The organism is Christensenella sp. (genome assembly GCF_034927525.1).
Taxonomy (GTDB): domain Bacteria; phylum Bacillota; class Clostridia; order Christensenellales; family Christensenellaceae; genus Christensenella.
Window position 1 is genome coordinate 1 of the sequence record NZ_JAYFPU010000101.1, and the last position, 18620, is coordinate 18620.

Annotated in this window: 18 protein-coding genes and 1 pseudogene; 4 read left to right on the plus strand and 15 right to left on the minus strand. The window is 51.0% G+C overall.

The features are described from left to right. A pseudogene (locus tag VB081_RS03970) lies at positions 1-604 on the minus strand (hypothetical protein); the annotation flags it as partial. 35 nt (positions 605-639) lie between these two features. Beyond that, complete coding sequence (mnmA, locus tag VB081_RS03975; RefSeq protein ID WP_323399554.1) at positions 640-1734, minus strand: tRNA 2-thiouridine(34) synthase MnmA; 1095 nt, start codon at positions 1732-1734, stop codon at positions 640-642. Between the two features lie 76 nt (positions 1735-1810). Here mnmA and VB081_RS03980 point away from each other — a divergent pair, with 76 nt between their 5' ends. Continuing rightward, entirely contained in the window at positions 1811-2767 is a 957-nt protein-coding gene (locus VB081_RS03980) for a ComEC/Rec2 family competence protein (RefSeq protein ID WP_323399555.1), read from the plus strand. Between the two features lie 29 nt (positions 2768-2796). On the opposite strand, the gene VB081_RS03985 is transcribed toward VB081_RS03980, so the two are convergent. From VB081_RS03985 to VB081_RS04020, 8 genes are all read right to left on the minus strand, one after another. Continuing rightward, on the minus strand, positions 2797-3762 hold the full coding sequence (locus tag VB081_RS03985; RefSeq protein WP_323399556.1) for a hypothetical protein: 966 nt from the start codon (positions 3760-3762) through the stop codon (positions 2797-2799). A 150-nt stretch (positions 3763-3912) separates the two neighbouring features. After that, a complete protein-coding gene (locus VB081_RS03990; RefSeq protein ID WP_323399557.1) occupies positions 3913-5271 on the minus strand; it encodes a M24 family metallopeptidase in 1359 nt (452 codons plus the stop codon). A 14-nt stretch (positions 5272-5285) separates the two neighbouring features. Next, positions 5286-6038: an exodeoxyribonuclease III gene (locus VB081_RS03995; protein ID WP_323399558.1), complete on the minus strand. Its 753-nt coding sequence runs from the start codon at positions 6036-6038 to the stop codon at positions 5286-5288. Next, positions 6035-6826, minus strand: a complete 792-nt coding sequence (locus tag VB081_RS04000) for a hypothetical protein (RefSeq protein ID WP_323399559.1) — start codon at positions 6824-6826, stop codon at positions 6035-6037. Before VB081_RS04000 ends, VB081_RS03995 begins: the two co-directional genes overlap by 4 nt. Before the next feature lie 123 nt (positions 6827-6949). Continuing rightward, positions 6950-7861, minus strand: a complete 912-nt coding sequence (locus VB081_RS04005; RefSeq protein WP_323399560.1) for a class B sortase — start codon at positions 7859-7861, stop codon at positions 6950-6952. A gap of 67 nt (positions 7862-7928) precedes the next feature. Next, positions 7929-8681 carry a PT domain-containing protein gene (locus VB081_RS04010; protein ID WP_323399561.1) on the minus strand — a complete coding sequence of 251 codons (753 nt, stop codon included), beginning with the start codon at positions 8679-8681 and terminating at the stop codon, positions 7929-7931. A gap of 39 nt (positions 8682-8720) precedes the next feature. Next, positions 8721-11075, minus strand: a complete 2355-nt coding sequence (locus tag VB081_RS04015) for a hypothetical protein (protein ID WP_323399562.1) — start codon at positions 11073-11075, stop codon at positions 8721-8723. Positions 11076-11108: 33 nt separating this feature from the next. Next, positions 11109-11270, minus strand: coding sequence for a hypothetical protein (locus tag VB081_RS04020; protein WP_323399563.1), 162 nt, complete (start codon positions 11268-11270; stop codon positions 11109-11111). Positions 11271-11471: 201 nt separating this feature from the next. Here VB081_RS04020 and VB081_RS04025 point away from each other — a divergent pair, with 201 nt between their 5' ends. After that, the gene (locus VB081_RS04025; RefSeq protein WP_323399564.1) at positions 11472-11801 is read left to right on the plus strand and encodes a helix-turn-helix domain-containing protein; all 330 of its coding nucleotides are present in this window, start codon (positions 11472-11474) and stop codon (positions 11799-11801) included. A 58-nt stretch (positions 11802-11859) separates the two neighbouring features. Here VB081_RS04025 and VB081_RS04030 read toward each other — a convergent pair whose 3' ends face one another. From VB081_RS04030 to VB081_RS04040, 3 genes are read right to left on the minus strand one after another with little or no spacing between them, the layout of a single operon-like run. After that, the gene (locus tag VB081_RS04030) at positions 11860-13269 is read right to left on the minus strand and encodes a glutamate synthase-related protein (protein ID WP_323399565.1); all 1410 of its coding nucleotides are present in this window, start codon (positions 13267-13269) and stop codon (positions 11860-11862) included. Positions 13270-13296: 27 nt separating this feature from the next. Then, complete coding sequence (rbr, locus tag VB081_RS04035) at positions 13297-13839, minus strand: rubrerythrin (protein ID WP_323399566.1); 543 nt, start codon at positions 13837-13839, stop codon at positions 13297-13299. A 2-nt stretch (positions 13840-13841) separates the two neighbouring features. Then, positions 13842-14234, minus strand: a complete 393-nt coding sequence (locus VB081_RS04040; RefSeq protein ID WP_323399567.1) for a Fur family transcriptional regulator — start codon at positions 14232-14234, stop codon at positions 13842-13844. Between the two features lie 176 nt (positions 14235-14410). Here VB081_RS04040 and nox point away from each other — a divergent pair, with 176 nt between their 5' ends. Continuing rightward, the gene (gene nox / locus VB081_RS04045) at positions 14411-15742 is read left to right on the plus strand and encodes a H2O-forming NADH oxidase (protein WP_323399568.1); all 1332 of its coding nucleotides are present in this window, start codon (positions 14411-14413) and stop codon (positions 15740-15742) included. 61 nt (positions 15743-15803) lie between these two features. Here the strand turns inward: nox and VB081_RS04050 are convergent, their stop codons facing one another. Further along, on the minus strand, positions 15804-16391 hold the full coding sequence (locus VB081_RS04050; RefSeq protein ID WP_323399569.1) for an HD domain-containing protein: 588 nt from the start codon (positions 16389-16391) through the stop codon (positions 15804-15806). 97 nt (positions 16392-16488) lie between these two features. Beyond that, on the minus strand, positions 16489-17028 hold the full coding sequence (locus VB081_RS04055; protein ID WP_323399570.1) for a ferritin family protein: 540 nt from the start codon (positions 17026-17028) through the stop codon (positions 16489-16491). 171 nt (positions 17029-17199) lie between these two features. Between VB081_RS04055 and VB081_RS04060 the strand changes: the two genes are divergently transcribed. After that, positions 17200-18579, plus strand: coding sequence for an aldehyde dehydrogenase (locus VB081_RS04060; protein ID WP_323399571.1), 1380 nt, complete (start codon positions 17200-17202; stop codon positions 18577-18579). Positions 18580-18620: the final 41 nt, after the last annotated feature.

The window sequence follows — 18620 nt, forward strand, 5'->3', positions numbered from 1 at the left end:
GATTGACGTACAGAATATCGTGATTGTAAAAATCATTGACATAAATATCAATACCAGTATTATCCAGTATGCTTTTGAGGCTCTTTTGCGCCTGATCCAGCTTTCTCTGGTACATCCTGATCCTCGTATAACGAACAAGCATGGATAACAATACTGATAGTATCTTTTCATCTGACCTCGAGAGCGTTGCTTTGCGTTTTGCATTGAGCAATGCGACCATTCCGTATATCGTTCCGTTTTCATCCGCCACCGGAGCCAGTATCAACGATTCGACTGCATACATTTCCAACATCTTTGTTTCAAGCACGGTATTGCGCGCACTTTTCTCCATATGCAACATTGGTTTTTGCGCCAGCCGAACCCATTCCTTTTTGGTCAGCTCATTTCCCTCAAACTTTTCGCGCAGCGCGATCTCACACGTTTCATAATGTTCCATAAGGCAGAATTGTTCCATAAAGTTTACATCATATACCATTCCGCAATCAAAGGAAAAGCCATTGCACATCAGCCCCAGCGCCTTTAAGATCGCTTCCCCTTCTACCTTGTTGCCCGTCAAAATATCTGCAAGAGATAAAATCAACGTATTTCCATCCGTCTTCAGCATATCATCAATCTCCCCCATATTGTCCTTTTATATGATCAAAAAATAACCTCATCAATCACGCCGCCGCCGAGGCAAATGTCTCCGTCGTAAAGCACGCAATATTGCCCGGGCGTTACAGCCCTCTGCTTTTCCGAAAAACTGACGCGGTATACCCCGTCACCAAGTTTCTCTGCGTGCGCCTGCTGATCGCTCTGACGGTACCGCACTTTTGCGCCGCAGTCAAATTCTTTTCTTTCTTCACCGCCTGAAATAAAGCTCATGCCGCTCATCACCAGCGCGCGCGAATAAAGCAGCTCCGACTCCGCTCCCTGTGATACCACGAGTATGTTGTTCTCCATATCCTTTTCTACCACAAACCACCGCTCGCCGCTGCCGTCCTTGCTCCCGCCAATGTCAAGACCCCGGCGCTGCCCGAGCGTATAATACATCAATCCGTCGTGCCTGCCCACGACCTTGCCGTCAAGCGTCCTCATGTCGCCTGGGTTTGCCGGAAGGTATGTCTGCAAAAATTCTTTGAATTTGCGTTCGCCAATAAAGCATATGCCTGTCGAATCCTTCTTCTTTGCTATAGAAAGACCGGCCTGCTCCGCCATAGCGCGTACATTCGCCTTTTGCATATCCCCAATGGGGAACATCGCGCGCTCGATCTGCGACTGGCGCAGCATACACAGAAAATAGCTCTGATCCTTGCCCGCATCCAGCCCTTTTTTCAAATATGTGATCCCGCCCACACGCGCAAGCCGTGCATAATGCCCTGTCGCGAGGTAGTCCGCGCCCGCCTTTTTTGCAAAATCCAAAAACGCCGCAAACTTGATCTCCTTGTTGCACAGCACGTCCGGGTTTGGCGTACGTCCCCGCTTGTATTCTTCCAGAAAATAGGAAAACACGCGCTCCCAATATTCGTTTTCGAAATTGACGGTATAATACGGTATCCCGATCGTCTCGCACACGCTGCGCACGTCGTCATAGTCCGCTTCTGCCGGGCATACCGCGTCCGCGTCGCTGTCGTCCCAGTTTTTCATGAATACGCCCGCGACGTCATATCCCTGTTCCTTTAACAAAAGCGCGGATACCGCTGAATCCACCCCGCCGGACATCCCGACGATCACGCGTTCTTTCTTCTGTGTCATAAAATCAACTTCTCCCGTATGGTCTTCTACCCTTTATTATAGTATAATCTTTCCTAGAATGATAGAAGGAGTACATATGGCCAGAAGAAGAAAGTCAACGGCACTCCAGCTCGTTATCGCCCTCGTTTGTCTGCTCATCCTTGCGCTTTTCCTTGTGTTTGGATCGCAGGGGACGTTTTTAGGCAACTTAGGCGACATCTGGAACAATACGATCAACTATGGCACGGCGCAGCAAAATGTTGACGCGCTTGTGACCCCTGAGCAAAAGCAAAGCGACCTGATTTTATATGTGATCGATACAGGCAATTCTGACAGCATGGTGCTGCATACGCCTGACGGGCATGCCGTTCTTATAGATGCTGCCGAAAACGACGACGCACAGCGCATCCTCGATACACTGCAGGCGCTGGGGATCGATAAGCTCGATGCCGCAGTAGCGACGCATCCCGACGCAGACCACATCGGCTCTATGGATGATGTATTGCTCGGTGTCCCTGTCGATACGTTCTACCGCACCACCAAAACTGCCAAAACCAAAACCTACGACAATATGGTGAAAGCTGCCGAACAAGAGCAAACGCCCGTTACCTTTGTAACGGCTGGCGATGCCTTTTCGATCGGCGGTATCGATTTTACCGTCTTAAATCCGCAGGACAAAAAATATGATGAGACCAATAATTCCAGTATCGTCCTGCTGGTGGAATACGGAGAAACTTCCTTCCTTTTGTCTGGTGACGCGGAGGAAGAAGCGATTGCCGATATGCTAGGGGCGTTTGCCACCGAAATGGATATCGATGTATTAAAGATCGGCCATCACGGCTCGCATAACGGCACCACGGAAGCGCTGCTCGACGCGACCACGCCCGCGCTTGCCGTCATCACCTGTGGCAAGGATAACGACTACGGCCACCCGCACAAAGAAACGACCGATCTGCTCAATGCGGACAACATCATAACCTTGCGTACCGACCAGAAAGGCGATATCGCGGTCTTCTCTGACGGAAATGACGTAACATACAAAACGGCGGCATGATTGCCGCCGTTTCCTTTTTATTGTATCCCCTATACTGTCATTACATCGACATATACATATTTCCAGTCGATCCCGTAAGCCTTTGATACCGCTTCGCGGATCGCGTCACTTACCTTCTCTATGCTTTGTCCGCTGCTGCCGTCAGCCCTCAGCGTATCCATGATGATCTCGTCCGTCTTGTCATTGTCAAACAAATTCAGGTCAATCCCTTCATTTTGCTGATAGTCGATAGATACCCGCGCCGCATAAGAGGACGTATCCATGTAACAGCACGAGCTAATCGACAGCATATCTTCTTTGCTGAAGCAGAACACATAATCCTTACATTCCACAAACACATTCTGGTTGCGGTACTTCACGCGCAGCTCGTTTTCCAGTTTTGTGAATGCTGCCCGATCAAGCCCTTTGACACCCGCGTCCTCGCGCACATAGTCATATCCCATCTCCCTCGCGCCTTTTTCGCCATTTTCAAATATGTCGATATGCGCAAGCTCTTTGAAGTTTTCTTTGTCCGTCTCATACGCGCCTGTGATCTTTCCCGTCCGGTCGCGTTCAATGACCACAAAGCTACCAATGGAGGCGTTCGAAGAATTTGTAACCGTATTATAGCCTGCGTCATATAACCCTGCCAGCGGTTTCCCATTATACCAGTTCTCGCCGTTCACCTCGTCATAAGTAATGCCAAAGGGTTCGTATTGCTTCATGGTGTCGTCCGCTTCCGCCCATCCCGTAGCGTCTGACCACTCCAAAGCATCGCCGATCTCCTCAAACGCACGCTCTGCCGCTGCCGTTCCCCTGTCTATTGCCAACTCTGTCACGTCGCCCACGCCTTCCATCGCACTCGCCGCTCTTTCCTCCGCACGATCACGCACCTCGGTAATGTTCCTCATCATCTCTCCCGCCCTGCTGTAAAAAGGCGCGCAGCTGCACAGCACCCCTATCATGATCGAGATCGCCGCGACACACGCCACGATTTTTCCAGTCACCTTTTTCATATCTATCATCCTCCCGTGCTTTGTTGTTTTCATTATAATACGGGAAAAAGGAAAGTGTTTTACAGCCTGATAAACACTTTCTTAAGACTATATGAAGAAATTCCGCACAAAAAAACAGCGGCTCCTCAGCCGCCGTTTTCTTGTTTATCGTCAGTTGGTCACGATCGTATCATGCTCCGCCAGATATAAGAACATCATGCCCTGGATGTCAGAAGTTGGCAATATTTCCTCCGCTACGTCGATCTTCAATACATCCTGCATAAATGCCCTGCGGTTTTGCATGCGCCCGTACGCCTGCGGCGCCATTTCTTTGATCTGCGCGCGCAATGCCTCATCCGCAATGATGATGCCGTCCTCAATATGCGCGCTCATAAACGGCTGCGCCGCTCCGGCAATGATGTCGCACTGGATGGCCATGCCAGAACGGATCACTTGCTGCGAGCCCTCAAAGAAAATACTGTTGATCCATTCGTTGGTATGGATCTGGTGCCCCATATTGAGCATAATCCCCATGTCGTCGCGCAGCGCCCCGACCGCATGGTAGATATCACCGCCCGTTTGGCCAATGCCGACCGCCTCATACCATTTTGTCACCAGCTTGAAGTACTGCTCATAAAAAGCGCTTCCCTTGCCCTGTGTGCATGCTGCAAGTTCCTGTTCGTTTTTAACAAAAAACGCGCTTCTGTGGATCATCGCCATACGGTAGCCGATGCCGACGGATACGATATCTCCTTCGTGTAGAAATGTATCGTATGTCGAGCTCGCAAGCCCCATGCCCGCGTTCTTCTCACCAAAGCTCATGGCGGGGTAAGTCATCATCGGCTGCGCGCCGATACCAAAAGCATGTGCTGCTTCCGCCTCCGATATGCCCGGCCTAAACCCCCTCACCGCCGCATAAACCTGCCGTGACGCGATCGTATTCATGATCTCCGCCTGCACGATCTCTTTCGCGCTCAATGTGTTGCGGACACCGTACTTGCTGTCCGTAAATAGGTTACACGTGTTAACTATATATTCTCCCGTTACCTGCGAGATCGCTTGTACGATGTAATGCGGCACATCCAAAATCGATTCGTCAGCATATGCCTTCCAGCCAGCAAGTCCTGTTTTCATGCCCTTGCGGATACCGCAGTCACGCAGCACGTTCCCGATACATTTCCCATCCGACGGCTGGCCTTCCAGTCCAAAATCCGTGTACACATGGCGCCGCACCTCATAGGGAATGATATGTGAATAATCTTTTCCTTCAAGCGCCACCACCAACTGCGGCGTACAACCGGGAATCAGTACAAGCAGCGCTTCTTCAAAACGCGGGTCGTATTTCGTCAGGTATTCGAGGTTTGAAAAATGCTCCCTGTCTCCATAGACGATCAAAGCGTCAAGTCCTCGCTGCGTGGCCATTCCAAGCACATTTTCGATCCTGTCCAGAAGCTCCCCATCCACACTGGGATATTCCGAAAAATCAATTTCGCCCGAATTGATCGGCCCTTTGATCTTTGTTGTCATCATCGTTCTTTTCTCCTTTACTTTATTACCAGCCCTACCGGGCAATGATCACTTCCCATCACATCTGCATATATCTCCGCCTCCTCGATCCTGTCCTTCATATCCTCCGATACGACAAAATAGTCGATGCGCCAGCCAGCGTTGTTCGCCCGCGCGTTGAAGCGGTAAGACCACCAGCTGTAGCGTCCCGTCTCGTCAGGATGCAAATAGCGGAACGAATCCACAAACCCCGCCGCCAAAAGCTCCGTCATTTTCTCGCGCTCCTGCGGCGTAAAGCCTGCGTTCTTCACATTGGTTTTCGGATTCTTCAGGTCGATCTCCGTATGTGCTACGTTTAGATCCCCACACACCACAACACCCTTCTTCGCCTTCAAAGACAAAAGGTAGGCGCGGAAATCGTCGTCCCACACAAGACGGTAATCAAGGCGCTTCAAGCCTTCGCCCGAATTGGGCGTATAAACATTCACCAGATAAAAATCTTCAAATTCCAGCGTAATCACGCGCCCCTCGTGGCTGTGCTCCTCCACGTCAAAATCATAGCTTACGGAAAGCGGCTTTATTTTGCTGAACACAGCCGTCCCGGAATAGCCTTTTTTGTCCGCGCTGTTCCAGTATTCGTCATAGTCCTTGAAATCAAACTCCGCCTGTCCTTTTTGCATTTTCGTTTCCTGCACGCACAGCACATCCGCGCCGCTTGCGTGCAGATATTCCAAAAATCCTTTGCCCGCGGCAGCCCGCAGACCGTTTACATTCCATGAAATGAGCTTCATTTTTCTTCCGCCTTATGATGTTTTGCGATCTTAGCCACTTCATCCGCTGTGATGCGGGCACGACGCGCTTCCGCCTCCAACTTCAGGTATTCCTTCTTTGCCTGCATCACACGTTTTTCAAGCTTGTCCGCCGCTTCCTTTGTTTCCAGTACGTCCTTTTCCTTCAGCGACTGCACCGGATCAAATGCATCTTCTTTGAAAAGCCATGTGAGCACGCAGAACAGGAAAACACCCGCTACAATGATGCCCGACATCTCCGTGATGCTCTTTGTGCCGAAAATCGCCATCAGGGCAATGAGCATCGCCCAGATGATGAGCACGAACACCAGTGCTTTCTTGAATAATACCGAATAATGATTGCGCAGCGTGAGCGTGAACAGCATCAGCGTAACAGCAAGGGAAACGGACGATATCTGCGCGAACAGGTTGTGCATTTCCGCAAACCCCGGCAGCGTCTCCGGCAGGAAGGGGAAAATATTGCCCACGATCAGCACCACCGTCGCAAACGTAACGAAGCCGCGGATCTTGGAATGCGTGTTTTTGGTGAGCATCAGCAAATACCCCATAAAGCTGGCGAAATAGCCGCAGAAGATCAGCGTCCAAACGACAAATAGTATATGCATCGATGTACTCGTATTTCCCATCGCAGACATAGAGACGTTCAGGATATTATCCTGCGTGCCCATATAAAGCGTAAAAATGGGGATCACCCCCAGCGACAAGATGCCGTATAGGATCATTCCCCCAATCAGTCTTTTCTTGTAATTAGACATTCCCTTGATATTCATATTCAACCACCCTTTTCACGTGTTTATTTGTCATCTCTAAGATACCATAGCGCGAGCCTCTTGACAATCAAAAAAGACCGGAGATTTTCTCCGGTCTTTAAACAATTTCTTTTGACGCTGCCGCTAAAATCCACCATCAGCACCAGCCGTATCCGCCTTTGCTTTTCGCGCTACCACAACGATCCTGCCGTTCTCCTCAGAATATTCGCAGGTAGAAAGCGTCAGCAGCTCGTCACCATATGCGGGCACGACCCCCGTGTCATAAAGCTCCAGTTCCTTACAGTTACTGATAAAATCATCAAACTGTTTCCGATTCGCCGCATCATAAAACTGGTAGAATTTGAATACATCCGTCTCGCTTTTTTTGTATATCTTCGATAGGAATACGGATACGATCTCATATTCCCCTTCCTCGTAAAGCGTATCAAACCGTATGGTCTTATGTTCCTTATAATATGCCTCGTCCTGATACTCGAGCAGCGTGTGGAACATCGACCCGTTTTTCATATTGTGCCCGTGTACGAGCAGGTTCGTGCTTCGCGGCTCAAGCGTGCAATTTTTATCGATAAACAGACAGCCTTCCTTGCTCGGGTCTTCCTCTTTTTGGAAATTTCGATACAAATAATATTCCCCGTCTTCCGGCGTGAACATCACCGGATAATCGACCACCGTTCCCCCGATCTTGAGCCATCCTGCCAGATCCGGGTTCTGCACATACAGCTTTGCCATATCCGGCAGCATCTGTTTTTCGCTTGGGGAAGGAGACGGGCTGGGGGATGCGCTCACAACAGGCGTAGGGGTGCTTGTTCCCTCCGCAATAGGCGACGGGGGCAGCGGCTTTGGCTGTGTCAAGAGCGGTATGACGATCGCCAGGCACACCGCGGCGGCACATACCGCCACCAGCCACTTCCATCGCTTCAAAAAAGCAATAACGCCGCCTGCAGCCTTACCGTGCGAATCCTCCGCCCCCACTTCGTTTCTTCCCTGTTCTTCGCCGATTTTCCGTTTGTATTGTTCGTTTTCTTTTTTGTCCATCTCTTTCTCCGCAAAAGCAAGCAAGGCGGGGAATCCCCGCCCTGCGCTTATATGTTTTCTGAATGTCTTACTTGGAATGCGCCTTCTTGCCTACTGCAAAAGCAAGCACGCCTGCCGCTGCGATACCCATCGCCACGAACGGCCATACAGGCATGGATGTGTCACCCGTCTTCGGAACGTCGTCCAGGTCGTCCGCCTTTGCCGATGCGGAAGCGGAAGGCTGCGCGGTCGGGTCGCTCGTCGGCTGGTCAGTAGGCTGATCGGTCGGCGGTGCCGGTTCGTCTGTCGGCGGTGCCGGTTCGTCTGTCGGCGGAACCGGGTCTGTTGCTACCGTTCCTGAAACGGACGGGGAACCGCCTGTATACGTCGCCGGTGTGGCCACGCCCGCTACCCTGCCGCCGCCGTGCACGCCGGAGATACCAAAGCTCACCGCCCCGCCCGGCTGTGCCGTTACTTTAGCCGTATAGGTTATCGTCACACTGCCGCCCGCGTTTACAACGTTCGTGTCATTTGCCAAAACGATGTTGCTTGCGTCGCACGAGGCTGTAAAAAAGCTCTGCCCCGATGTAACGCTGGCTGACTGTACAGATAATCCGCTTGTAGATACAGCCGCGTCAAACGCGCCCATACCCTCGCCGGAATTCACCGTGAACGTGACCTTATACTGCACTGTGTCGCCCTGCTTTACGGATGTCGGCCCGCTTACGCCTGCTGTAAAAGACGCTGCGTCCGCTGCAAACGCTATGGAAGATATCCCCATGATCATTACGATCGACAGTACCGCCGCAATGATCATCAATGCTTTTTTTGATTTTTTCATTCTTTCGTGTCCTCCAAATATCTTATTCACATGAATGTCTTAGTGATTTCCTTTAACCAGTACGACAACGTCCATCAGGTCTGCCGACGTGATCGCGTCGTTTGCGCTGCCTGTGGTGTTAGCCGCTTTTAAGAACGCACCGCTAAGCGTGCTCGTTCCTCTGATGTGGCCTACGATATCCATCAGGTCTGTAGAATCTACCACACCGCGCCCTGTTACGTCGCCCTTGACAACAACGAGCACTTCCTGGAATACGCCTTCGCCGTTTTTCAGTTGGATAACACAGCCTGTCCCCACGTTGTCTGTTGCAGCAAGCTCGTTCCCCGCCGAGTCTGTCACTGTGATCGCGCCGCCCGGATTATCGAACAGCGTTGCAATATCCTGTGCCTTCACTGCGCCGCCCGCCGTACCGTCGCCAATGCCGCCGCCTGAGATATACTGCTCGCCTGTGCTCGCGTCAGGTGCGGAAATTTCCACTTCCTTGCCCGGGTCTGCCGGTTTGGGTTTCAGCTCGCTGCCGCCATAGGTCGCGCTCATCGCATCCAGCGCCAGCGATTCGCCGCTGCCGTCCTGTGCCGTGACGGTTACCTTATAGTCGCCCTGCTGGTTCGCTTTGTCGATGCCGAGGAAATCGTCATGTCCGTCAAACACCTGCGCGCCCATTGCCGCGTTGAAGGTGAACTTGATCGTCTCACGCGTTTCGTCCGTCCATGCCCTGCTTTGTGTCAGGTCAAACGTTCTTTCAAACGTAGCGCTTCCCGCTGCGTATGTGTTGCCCGCAGGCAGGTTTCCGTCCTTGTCCTTCGTATCCGCAGCGATCTTGTCATTTTCAACCTTTACCGTATATTTAAAATTCGTCGGGTCTTTGATCTCGCTCTTGTAGATCACGAACGAAGTCTCTACCCACGGCAGATCATGGTTGTCCGGATCGAATTCTTCCGCGTAATTGCTCTCGTCCACAAAGTGCAGCTTCTGGTTCGCAATCAGCGGATTCTTGACCGGCTGCGGAGCCAACACAAGCCCGTCCGTGTTGAGCGTATACGTCTTATCGTTTATTTTCACAGAAACCGCTTTATGCACGTCTTTGTCCTTGCCCATATATACGATACCCGTCATGTCGTTCTTATCGAGCGCGACAGGGCTCCCTGTTCCCCAGAACGTGATGTCGTCTTCCGCTTTCGCACCGCTTAAGGTGAACGCGAGATAATATCCGCTCTGCTCGGCTTCGTTGGAGCTGAAACCTGTATAATCGCTGACATAGTTAAGCGTGCCCGTTACATTGAACTGGTCTGCTTCTGCCACTTTTGTAAATGTAACGCCGTCCATCAGGTCTGTCGCATCTTTTCCGAGCATGTCACCCGTTGCTGCCGCAATCGATACAGGCACCGGCTTAGGCGCTTCATATGTCGCGCTCACAGCGTCAAGCGCCAGCGTTTCACCATCCACACCGTCCGTCGCCGTAACAGTCACCTTATATGCGCTTTCCTGCTTCTCCTTCGCGATGCCCAGGAAATCGTCATGGCCGTCGAACACCTGTCCGCCGATCGCAAAATTACGCTTGAACGCAAAAGTATCTGTCGCTTCCGCCCAGCCTGTCCGCTGCGTCAGATCAACAAGATCAACAGTACGCGTAAACGTCGCCGATCCATCGGCATAAACATTCCCTGCCGGTACGGCATTTTCTTTGTCCTGCGTATCCTTTGAAATATTTGCATTTTCGATCTTTACTTCGATTTTGAATGCTGTCGGGTTCTTGACCTCGGCCTTATTAATGTCAAACGTCGTTTCCAGCCACGGTAAGTCGTTGTGGTCGGGGTCAAACACGCCGTCATCCTCACCCAGCTCCGCATAGTTGCTTTCATCAACAAAATATACTTTTTGGTTTGCGATCAACGGTTCCGGAGTGACCTGCGTCTCCAAAGTCACAGCTGATGTATCAAGCGTATAAACATCCTGATTGATCTGTACAGAAATCGATTTATGTACGCTTGTATCGTTTCCCATAAAAACGATGCCCGTCATATCGTTTTTATCGAGCGCGACATGGGCGCCCGTTCCCCAGAACGTAATGTCGTCTTCCTGCTTCGCCCCGCTCAGCACAAATGCGAGGTAGTAGCCGCTCTGCTCCGCCTCATTGGAACTGAACCCCGTATAATCACTGGTATAATGCAGCGTTCCCGTTACATCAAACTGCTTCGGGTTTTCACTGTTAACGCCAAACCCCATGCCCGTCATCAATGCGGATGCATCCACACCGAGCATGTCTCCCGTCGCTGCCGCAAAGGAAACCGTTGACGGTTCACCACCCCCGCCTTCCGTCGCCATCGCCACTGCGGGCAGCATCGTAACGATCATAAGTGCCGCTACCAGTAACGCAATTATTTTCTTTTTCATTTTTTCCTCCTCATAAGCTTTAATATCGTGACTTTATTGATAAAATGAACTCTTTTGGGAAGCCGCCTTGTTTTTTTCCTCCTCCTTGCAATGAAGTGCAAGTTTTGCATACGAAAGCAGCTTTAATTTGTTTGTGATATTGAGCCGGTGATAGATTTTCATCATTTCTTTTCGCAGATATCTCCTGCCATCCATACACGTTCCCCTTTATCAAACCATACATTACACTGCTATTTTATCACAATTTAATTAAAAGTCAAACTATTTTAATTCATTTGTAATTAATCGTAAGATTGCGTTTTTATTCGTTATACGTATCTTCGTTTGCTTTTTGATTTGTGCGCGGTTAAGTTTTGTGATAATATTTAATTACACAGGCTGGAAAGGGTTATCAGTGTGTATAGAAGAATCAAAGAAATCCGTCGGGCTGTTGGCCTGAACCAAATTGAATTTGCAAAGCGGCTTGGCTTGAGCCAGTCCACCCTCGCAATGATCGAGGTCGGACGGCGCAGCTTTGGTGACAAACATGTCAAGCTAATTTGTTCTGAATTCCATGTAAATGAAAAATGGCTGCGCACCGGCGCGGGTGAAATGTTTGTTACGACGTGTTATGACCGCGAATTCATAGATGTCTTCGAGCAGCTTCGGCCCGAGACGCAAAAACTGCTCGTCACCATCGCAAAAGAGCTGTTGGAAACACAGGCAAAGCTCTTGCAGAAGAAATAGAAAAAAGCTGTCCTGTTTTAAAACAGGACAGCCTTTTTTGTATGATATATGGCTTCCGTTATACGTGCCGAATGTTCGTGTGGGAGGATATTTCCGAGCTCATCGTCTCGATATCGTCTACCGACAGCGAATGAACGTCGCAATAACCCATGCACCGTGTAAAAGCACGCAGCTCCTCTGCCGAAACGTTCAAATAATTCGCCACCCGCTGCGCCCCTTTATCAACAGCCAGCCGCTTGCGCAGCTCAGGGTCTTGTGTCGCAATGCCCATCGGGCAGTTTCCCTTGTGGCATACGCGGTACCGCTGGCACCCAAGCGCGATGAGCGCGCCCGACGCAACCGCAACAGCGTCCGCCCCCATGGCGATCGCCTTTACAAAGTCCCGGCTTGTCCGAAGCCCCCCTGTGATCACAAGATCGATGTCAAGACCGCTTTCTTTGATAAACTTCTTTGCGCGGTAAAGGGCATAGACCGTCGGTATGCTGCTTGCGTCCTTTAAGAACTTAGGAGAGCTTCCCGTCGCTCCGCCGCGTCCGTCCACCGTCACAAAATCAGGCTTTGCGGGCAAAAGGAACGCCAAATCTTTTTCGATATGCCCCGCCGCGATCTTCACGCCGACCGGCCGGCCTTCGCTCCGCTCGCGTAGCTCCTCTACCAGCTTCTTCAAGTCGTCCGGCGTGTTGATACACGCAAAGCGCGACGGGCTCAAAATATCCTCGCCCACTGGTTTGTGGCGTATCTCCGCGATCTCCGGGCCTACCTTGTCGCCCGGCAGGTGTCCGCCCATCCCGGGCTTCGTACCCTGTCCGATCTTGATCTCTATCGCGTCCGCCTGCTTTAGGTTTTCGTCCGTTACACTGTAGAGATTTGGCACATATTCAAAGATATACTTGTATGCTTCTTGCTTTTCCTCCGGCAGTATGCCGCCCTCACCGCTGCATATTGCCGTATTCGCCATAGCGCTTCCCTTTGCAAGCGCAATTTTTGTTTCCTTGGAAAGCGCTCCAAAGCTCATGTGCGAAACATAGATGGGACTTTGCAACTCCATTGGTTTTTTTGCGCGTTTGCCAATGACCGTTTTTAAGCTGACTGGTTCGTCCTCCAAAAGCGGTGGACGGGAAAGCTGCGCTCCGAGCACAACGATTTCGTCAAAGCCCGGTACTCCCATCTGCGTATTCATAGGTTCTGTGACAGACTCCCCTGTTTCCGCCAGGGTGTGTATCTCGTCTAACAGTCCGCCGTCATGGTGCACCAGCTCCTCCGGCCACGCAAGTGGATTCGCTTCCTTTTTGGGGGCGGGAACGTCGCGCACAACAGCAGGCGCCTGCGATGCTTCCTCTGTCTTGTACATAGCCTTCGGCCCCATACACACCGGGCACTCCCAATCATCTGCCAAGTCTGCAAACAAAACGCCTTCGGCTTCCTCGTCATAGGTATTGCCGCACAACGCGCAAACATACTGCGCCATTCCCCTCACCCCTCTTTCCTGATACGATTAATAATTTTCTGCTTTGATCTGGAAATACGCCTGCGGATGCGCACATACAGGGCAGATCTGCGGCGCTTTTTTGCCGATCACAACATGACCGCAATTTGCGCACTGCCATACCATGTCGCCGTCGCGCGAGAAGATGTATCCGCTCTCGAGATTCTCCGCCAGCTTGCGGTATCTCTCCTCATGCTTCTTTTCGATCTTGCCGACCAGCTCAAACAAAAACGCGATCTTGTCAAAGCCTTCTTCCTTTGCTTCCTTTGCAAACGTGTCGTACATATCCGTCCATTCATAGTTTTCGCCGTCAGCCGCATCCTTTAAATTGGTAGCCGTATCCGGGATATCGTCTTCATGCAAAAGCTTGAACCAGATTTTCGCATGTTCTTTTTCATTGAACGCCGTTTCTTCAAAAATATCAGCGATCTGATTGTACCCTTCTTTTCTGGCCTTCGCCGCATAATAGGTGTACTTGTTTCTCGCCTGCGATTCCCCCGCAAAAGCCGACTGTAAGTTCTGTTCTGTTTTCGTTCCTTTTAAATTTGCCATTTTCACATACCTCTTTTCTTTATTTTGCAATCGGGACAAACCCCGACAAATACAATCTCATGACTGTCGATCTCAAAACCATGGGTATCCGTAACCTCGTTTTCCAGCCCCTCGAAGTACGGCATATCCACGTCGTATACCCCGCCGCATTCTTTACAGCGAATGTGGTAATGCTTGCTAAGCGTCTTATCAAACCTGTCAGCCCCGTCCGGTATCTTCACGCGGGAAATAAGCCCGCTCTCACTCATGGCACCCAGATTCCTGTATACCGTCGCCTTGCTGATCGCCGGATGGATCTTTGCGACCGCGTCGTATACTTCCTCCGCCGTTGGGTGAGGCAGCCTGCGCACCTGCTCCATGATCATATTTTTTTGGAATGTATTCCTTGTTTCCATTTCAAATTTCCTTATTGATATCAATTCTTAATTAGTATTATATATCAATATTTTTTGTCTGTCAATCAAAAACCGCAATATTTTTTTTGTGTCCGGTTAATGTTCCGGCGTTTTGTTTATATACTACCTAATAACAAACCTATCAAAACACATGAACGAAAGCGAGGGTATATGACATGGGTAAAATTGTATTGGTCGGGGCAAACCACGCGGGCACCGCGGCGGCGAACACCATCCTCGACAATTATCCGGACGAAGAACTGGTCATCATTGACCGCAACTCAAACATCAGCTATCTCGGCTGTGGTACGGCGCTTTGGGTCGGACGGCAGATCAACGGCACGGAAGGCCTTTTTTACTGTTCGCAGGACGTATTCAAGCAAAAGCATGCCAAAGTCTATATGGAGACAGAGGTCTCGAGCATAGACTTTGCAGGTAAAAAGGTACACGCACAGACCAAATGCGGCGAACAGATCGTGGAAGGGTACGACAAGCTGATCCTGGCGACGGGTTCCCTGCCTATCATCCCCAAAATTTCCGGGCTGGAGCTTGAAAACGTTGACGTGGTCAAGCTGTTTCAGGACGGCGAAAAGATCAATCAGGCGTTAGACGACGAAAGCATCCGCAACGTTGCCGTCGTAGGCGCGGGCTACATCGGCGTAGAGATCGCCGAGGCGGTACGCCGCCGCGGCAAAAACGCCATGCTGTTCGAAGCGCAGGATACCTCCCTGTCCGGTTACTACGATCCGTGGTTCACGCAGGACATGGACAAGGTACTTGCGGATAACGGTATCGACCTTCATTTTGGCGAGATCGTCAAAGAGCTCAAGGGCGAAGGCAAGGTGTCTTCACTTGTAACGGACAAAGGCGAATACGCGGCAGAACTTGTTATATTGGCGATTGGTTTTGTACCAAATAACAACCTTGCCAAAGGCAGTCTCGAGCTATTCTCAAACGGCGCGATCCTTGTCGACAAGCACCAGCAGACAAGCATGAAGGACGTTTATGCGGTGGGCGACTGTGCAACAGTTTACAGCAACGCGCTGCGCGCGCCATCCTATATCGCACTTGCGACAAACGCTGTGCGAAGCGGTATCGTCGCTGCGCATAACGTATGCGGTACGGCGCTCGAATCCATCGGCGTACAAGGCTCCAACGGCATCAGCATCTACGGATACCATATGGTTTCAACAGGCCTTAACCTGAAGGCTGCTGAAAAAGCGGGCATGGAGGTGCTGTATACCGACTACGAGGACTTACAGAAACCGGCCTTTATCGACGATAACCACCGCGTCAAGATCCGTATCATCTACGAAAAGAGCACGCGCCGCATCGTGGGCACGCAGATCGCGTCTTATGAGGACATTGCAATGGGTATCCATATGTTCTCGCTGGCCATCGAAGAAGGTGTGACCATCGACAAGCTAAAGCTGCTCGATATCTTCTTCCTGCCGCACTTCAACCAGCCGTACAACTATATCACTATGGCGGCGCTGGGTGCGGAATAAATCAATCATAAAAAAAGACTGACGCTATCGTCAGTCTTTCGTCAGTCTTTTTTTATTCTTCCTAATCTACAAAATAGGTCGCGTACATATCCGCGATTGCAAGCGCGGGCGCAAGCTTGTATGTCCCATATGCGTTTGACTGTGTGCGTCCGCCGATATAGCTGCGTGCCGCGTCGTCATAACCGCCCATATGCCAGCGGATGGCGATTGCTTCCTCATCCGTCAGCCTGATATGGCGCATCAGCAGGTACACCGACTTTTCCCCATGCCCAATGGGCAGCGAATCCTCGATCACATATATTTCCTTTTCCGTCCATTCCTTTTTCCCCGGCGTTTTCACGTTGCGCACGCCCTTCTGGTACATGTTCACCTTACATACGTCGTGCAGCAGACCCGCGATCACGAGCGAATCCTCTCGCTCACACTTGATCATTTTGTTGAAATTGTTGAGTATCTTATAAACGTTCATGCTGTGCACCAGCAGACCGCCCTCAAAGTCTCCGTGGTTGCTCGCACTCGCGGGCGCGGTATAAAAATCCGTTTCCGTCTCCAGCCAGCTAAGCAGCTCCTGCATGTTTTCGCGCTTTGTACCGAGCAGCAGTTCTTTAAATTCTTCCTTTAACGCATCGAGCTGTCCTTGTTTGATCATTTCGCACCACCCTGTTTCATTTGCTCTTTTTACTATACCATATCTGTGGGCATAAAAAAACACGGATGGTCGCCCAACCGTGTTTTTATAATGTTTTTTATTTGACCACTCTGTCAAGAAGACCCTGGAACGCGCAGCCGTGGCGTGCCTCGTCCTTTGCCATCTCATGAACCGTATCATGGATCGCGTCGTAGCCAAGCTCTTTCGCGCGTTTCGCAAGCGCAAGCTTACCTGCTGTAGCGCCGCATTCCGCGTCAGCGCGCAGCTGCAGGTTCTTTTTCGTATCCGCATAGACGACCTCGCCAAGAAGCTCCGCAAACTTCGCAGCATGCTCCGCTTCTTCAAAAGCGGCTCTCTTGTACGTTTCCGCTACTTCCGGATACCCTTCGCGGTCAGCCTGGCGCGCCATCGCAAGGTACATGCCCACTTCCGTGCATTCGCCCATGAAGTTTTCTCTTAAACCCTGTACCACTTCTTCGTCAAGGCCTTGCGCCACGCCGATCTTATGTTCGTCCGCCCAAACGCGTTCGCCGGAAAACTCATCGAATTTCGCACCGTCCGCGCCGCACTGCGGGCATTTTGCCGGGCGCTCGCCCTCTGCTGTGTAACCACATACCTGACATACATACTTAACCATTTTTTATGACCTCCCAATCATTCACTGGGCCAAAAGCCCGTTAATCAATTATACACCCTTCCTCTTATCATGAAACCGTTTTTTTTAAATGCGGGACTTTTTCTTTCCGTTTACTTTTATGTAAATCCGTTATATATAATGTATCAGATTAAAAAATCCGAGGTGAAAAAAATGAAAAATGCCGCCGAGATCATTTTAGCACAGCGGGAATATTTCGAATCGAATACCACGCGTTCGTACAATTTCCGTTTGCAGGCCTTACATCGCTTGCGCGATGCCGTGGTCAGCAACGAAGCAAAAATATGCGAGGCGCTCAATGCCGATCTTCATAAGAGCTATTTTGAGGCCTTCGAAACAGAGATCGGTCTGGTCGTAGACGAGATCACCTACCAAATCAAGCACTTAAAGCGCCTGATGAAGCCGCGGCGCGTACGCACGCCTCTTGCACAGTTCCCCTCCAAAAGCTTTGTACGCAAGGAACCCTACGGCGTGGTGCTCATCATGTCGCCGTGGAACTATCCGTTCCAACTGACGATAGAGCCGCTCGCAGGCGCGATCGCCGCAGGCAACACCGTCATTTTGAAACCGTCGGATTATTCGCGCAACACGTCTCAGGTGATGGCGGACATCTTAGGCTCCGTTTTTCCGCCCGAGTATATCACCGTCATGCTGGGCGGACGCGAGGCAAATCAAGATCTTTTAAAGCAAAAGTTCGATTATATCTTTTTTACGGGTGGCGTAACGGTCGGCAAGCTGGTGATGCAGAGCGCGTCGCAGTTTGTAACGCCCGTGACGCTGGAGCTGGGCGGACAAAGCCCGTGCATCGTCGATAATACAGCCAATCTCGCCATTGCGGCAAAGCGCATCGCCTGGGGCAAGTTCCTAAACGCCGGGCAGACATGCGTCGCGCCCAATCATTTGTTTGTACACGAATCCGTAAAGGACGAGCTTCTGTCCCATTTAAAGGAAAGTATCCGGCAGTACTATACGGACGATCCCCTCTCGTGCGGTTACCTTCCAAAGATCATCAACCAAAAGCACTTTAATCGGTTGTCTGTCCTGATGGACGGTACGGAAGTCTATTGCGGCGGGCGCACCGATGCGCAAACAAACAGTATAGAGCCGACGATCATCGACCATGCAACATACGATCTGCCCGTCATGAACGAAGAGATTTTCGGCCCCTTGTTGCCCGTCCTCACATACAGCAATTTTGATGACATGCTTTCGCTGATCCGTTCGCACCCCCGTCCGCTCGCGCTCTATCTGTTTTCCACAAACCGCGCGGCAGTGGATAAGGTGCTCACCACGGTTCCCTACGGCGGCGGCTGTGTTAACGATGTGGTCGTACAGCTCGCCACCTCGCGTATGCCGTTTGGCGGCGTGGGCAATTCCGGCATGGGCAAATACCACGGGGCGGACAGCTTCGATACCTTTTCGCATGCAAAAAGCATCCTGCACAAGTCAAGCACCATAGACCTCCCCATACGCTATATGCCGCCGTCAGATAAAAAGCTAAAACAACTGCGCAAATTTATCGGCAAAAAATGACTAACAAAAAAGCGCTGCCTGCAAAGACAGCGCTTTTCTTA

Bases quoted from the DNA above. Each gene is read 5' to 3' on its own strand.
- VB081_RS03980 (WP_323399555.1), top strand. From the start codon at position 1,811: ATGGCCAGAAGAAGAAAGTCAACGGCACTCCAGCTCGTTATCGCCCTC.
- VB081_RS04050 (WP_323399569.1), bottom strand. From the start codon at position 16,391: ATGATCAAACAAGGACAGCTCGATGCGTTAAAGGAAGAATTTAAAGAA.
- VB081_RS04005 (WP_323399560.1), bottom strand. From the start codon at position 7,861: ATGGACAAAAAAGAAAACGAACAATACAAACGGAAAATCGGCGAAGAA.
- VB081_RS04000 (WP_323399559.1), bottom strand. From the start codon at position 6,826: ATGAATATCAAGGGAATGTCTAATTACAAGAAAAGACTGATTGGGGGA.
- VB081_RS04030 (WP_323399565.1), bottom strand. From the start codon at position 13,269: ATGGCGCAGTATGTTTGCGCGTTGTGCGGCAATACCTATGACGAGGAA.
- VB081_RS04060 (WP_323399571.1), top strand. From the start codon at position 17,200: ATGAAAAATGCCGCCGAGATCATTTTAGCACAGCGGGAATATTTCGAA.
- VB081_RS03995 (WP_323399558.1), bottom strand. From the start codon at position 6,038: ATGAAGCTCATTTCATGGAATGTAAACGGTCTGCGGGCTGCCGCGGGC.
- mnmA (WP_323399554.1), bottom strand. From the start codon at position 1,734: ATGACACAGAAGAAAGAACGCGTGATCGTCGGGATGTCCGGCGGGGTG.
- VB081_RS04020 (WP_323399563.1), bottom strand. From the start codon at position 11,270: ATGGATGGCAGGAGATATCTGCGAAAAGAAATGATGAAAATCTATCAC.
- VB081_RS04040 (WP_323399567.1), bottom strand. From the start codon at position 14,234: ATGGAAACAAGGAATACATTCCAAAAAAATATGATCATGGAGCAGGTG.
- VB081_RS04055 (WP_323399570.1), bottom strand. From the start codon at position 17,028: ATGGTTAAGTATGTATGTCAGGTATGTGGTTACACAGCAGAGGGCGAG.
- VB081_RS04015 (WP_323399562.1), bottom strand. From the start codon at position 11,075: ATGAAAAAGAAAATAATTGCGTTACTGGTAGCGGCACTTATGATCGTT.
- nox (WP_323399568.1), top strand. From the start codon at position 14,411: ATGGGTAAAATTGTATTGGTCGGGGCAAACCACGCGGGCACCGCGGCG.
- VB081_RS03985 (WP_323399556.1), bottom strand. From the start codon at position 3,762: ATGAAAAAGGTGACTGGAAAAATCGTGGCGTGTGTCGCGGCGATCTCG.
- VB081_RS03990 (WP_323399557.1), bottom strand. From the start codon at position 5,271: ATGATGACAACAAAGATCAAAGGGCCGATCAATTCGGGCGAAATTGAT.
- VB081_RS04010 (WP_323399561.1), bottom strand. From the start codon at position 8,681: ATGAAAAAATCAAAAAAAGCATTGATGATCATTGCGGCGGTACTGTCG.
- rbr (WP_323399566.1), bottom strand. From the start codon at position 13,839: ATGGCAAATTTAAAAGGAACGAAAACAGAACAGAACTTACAGTCGGCT.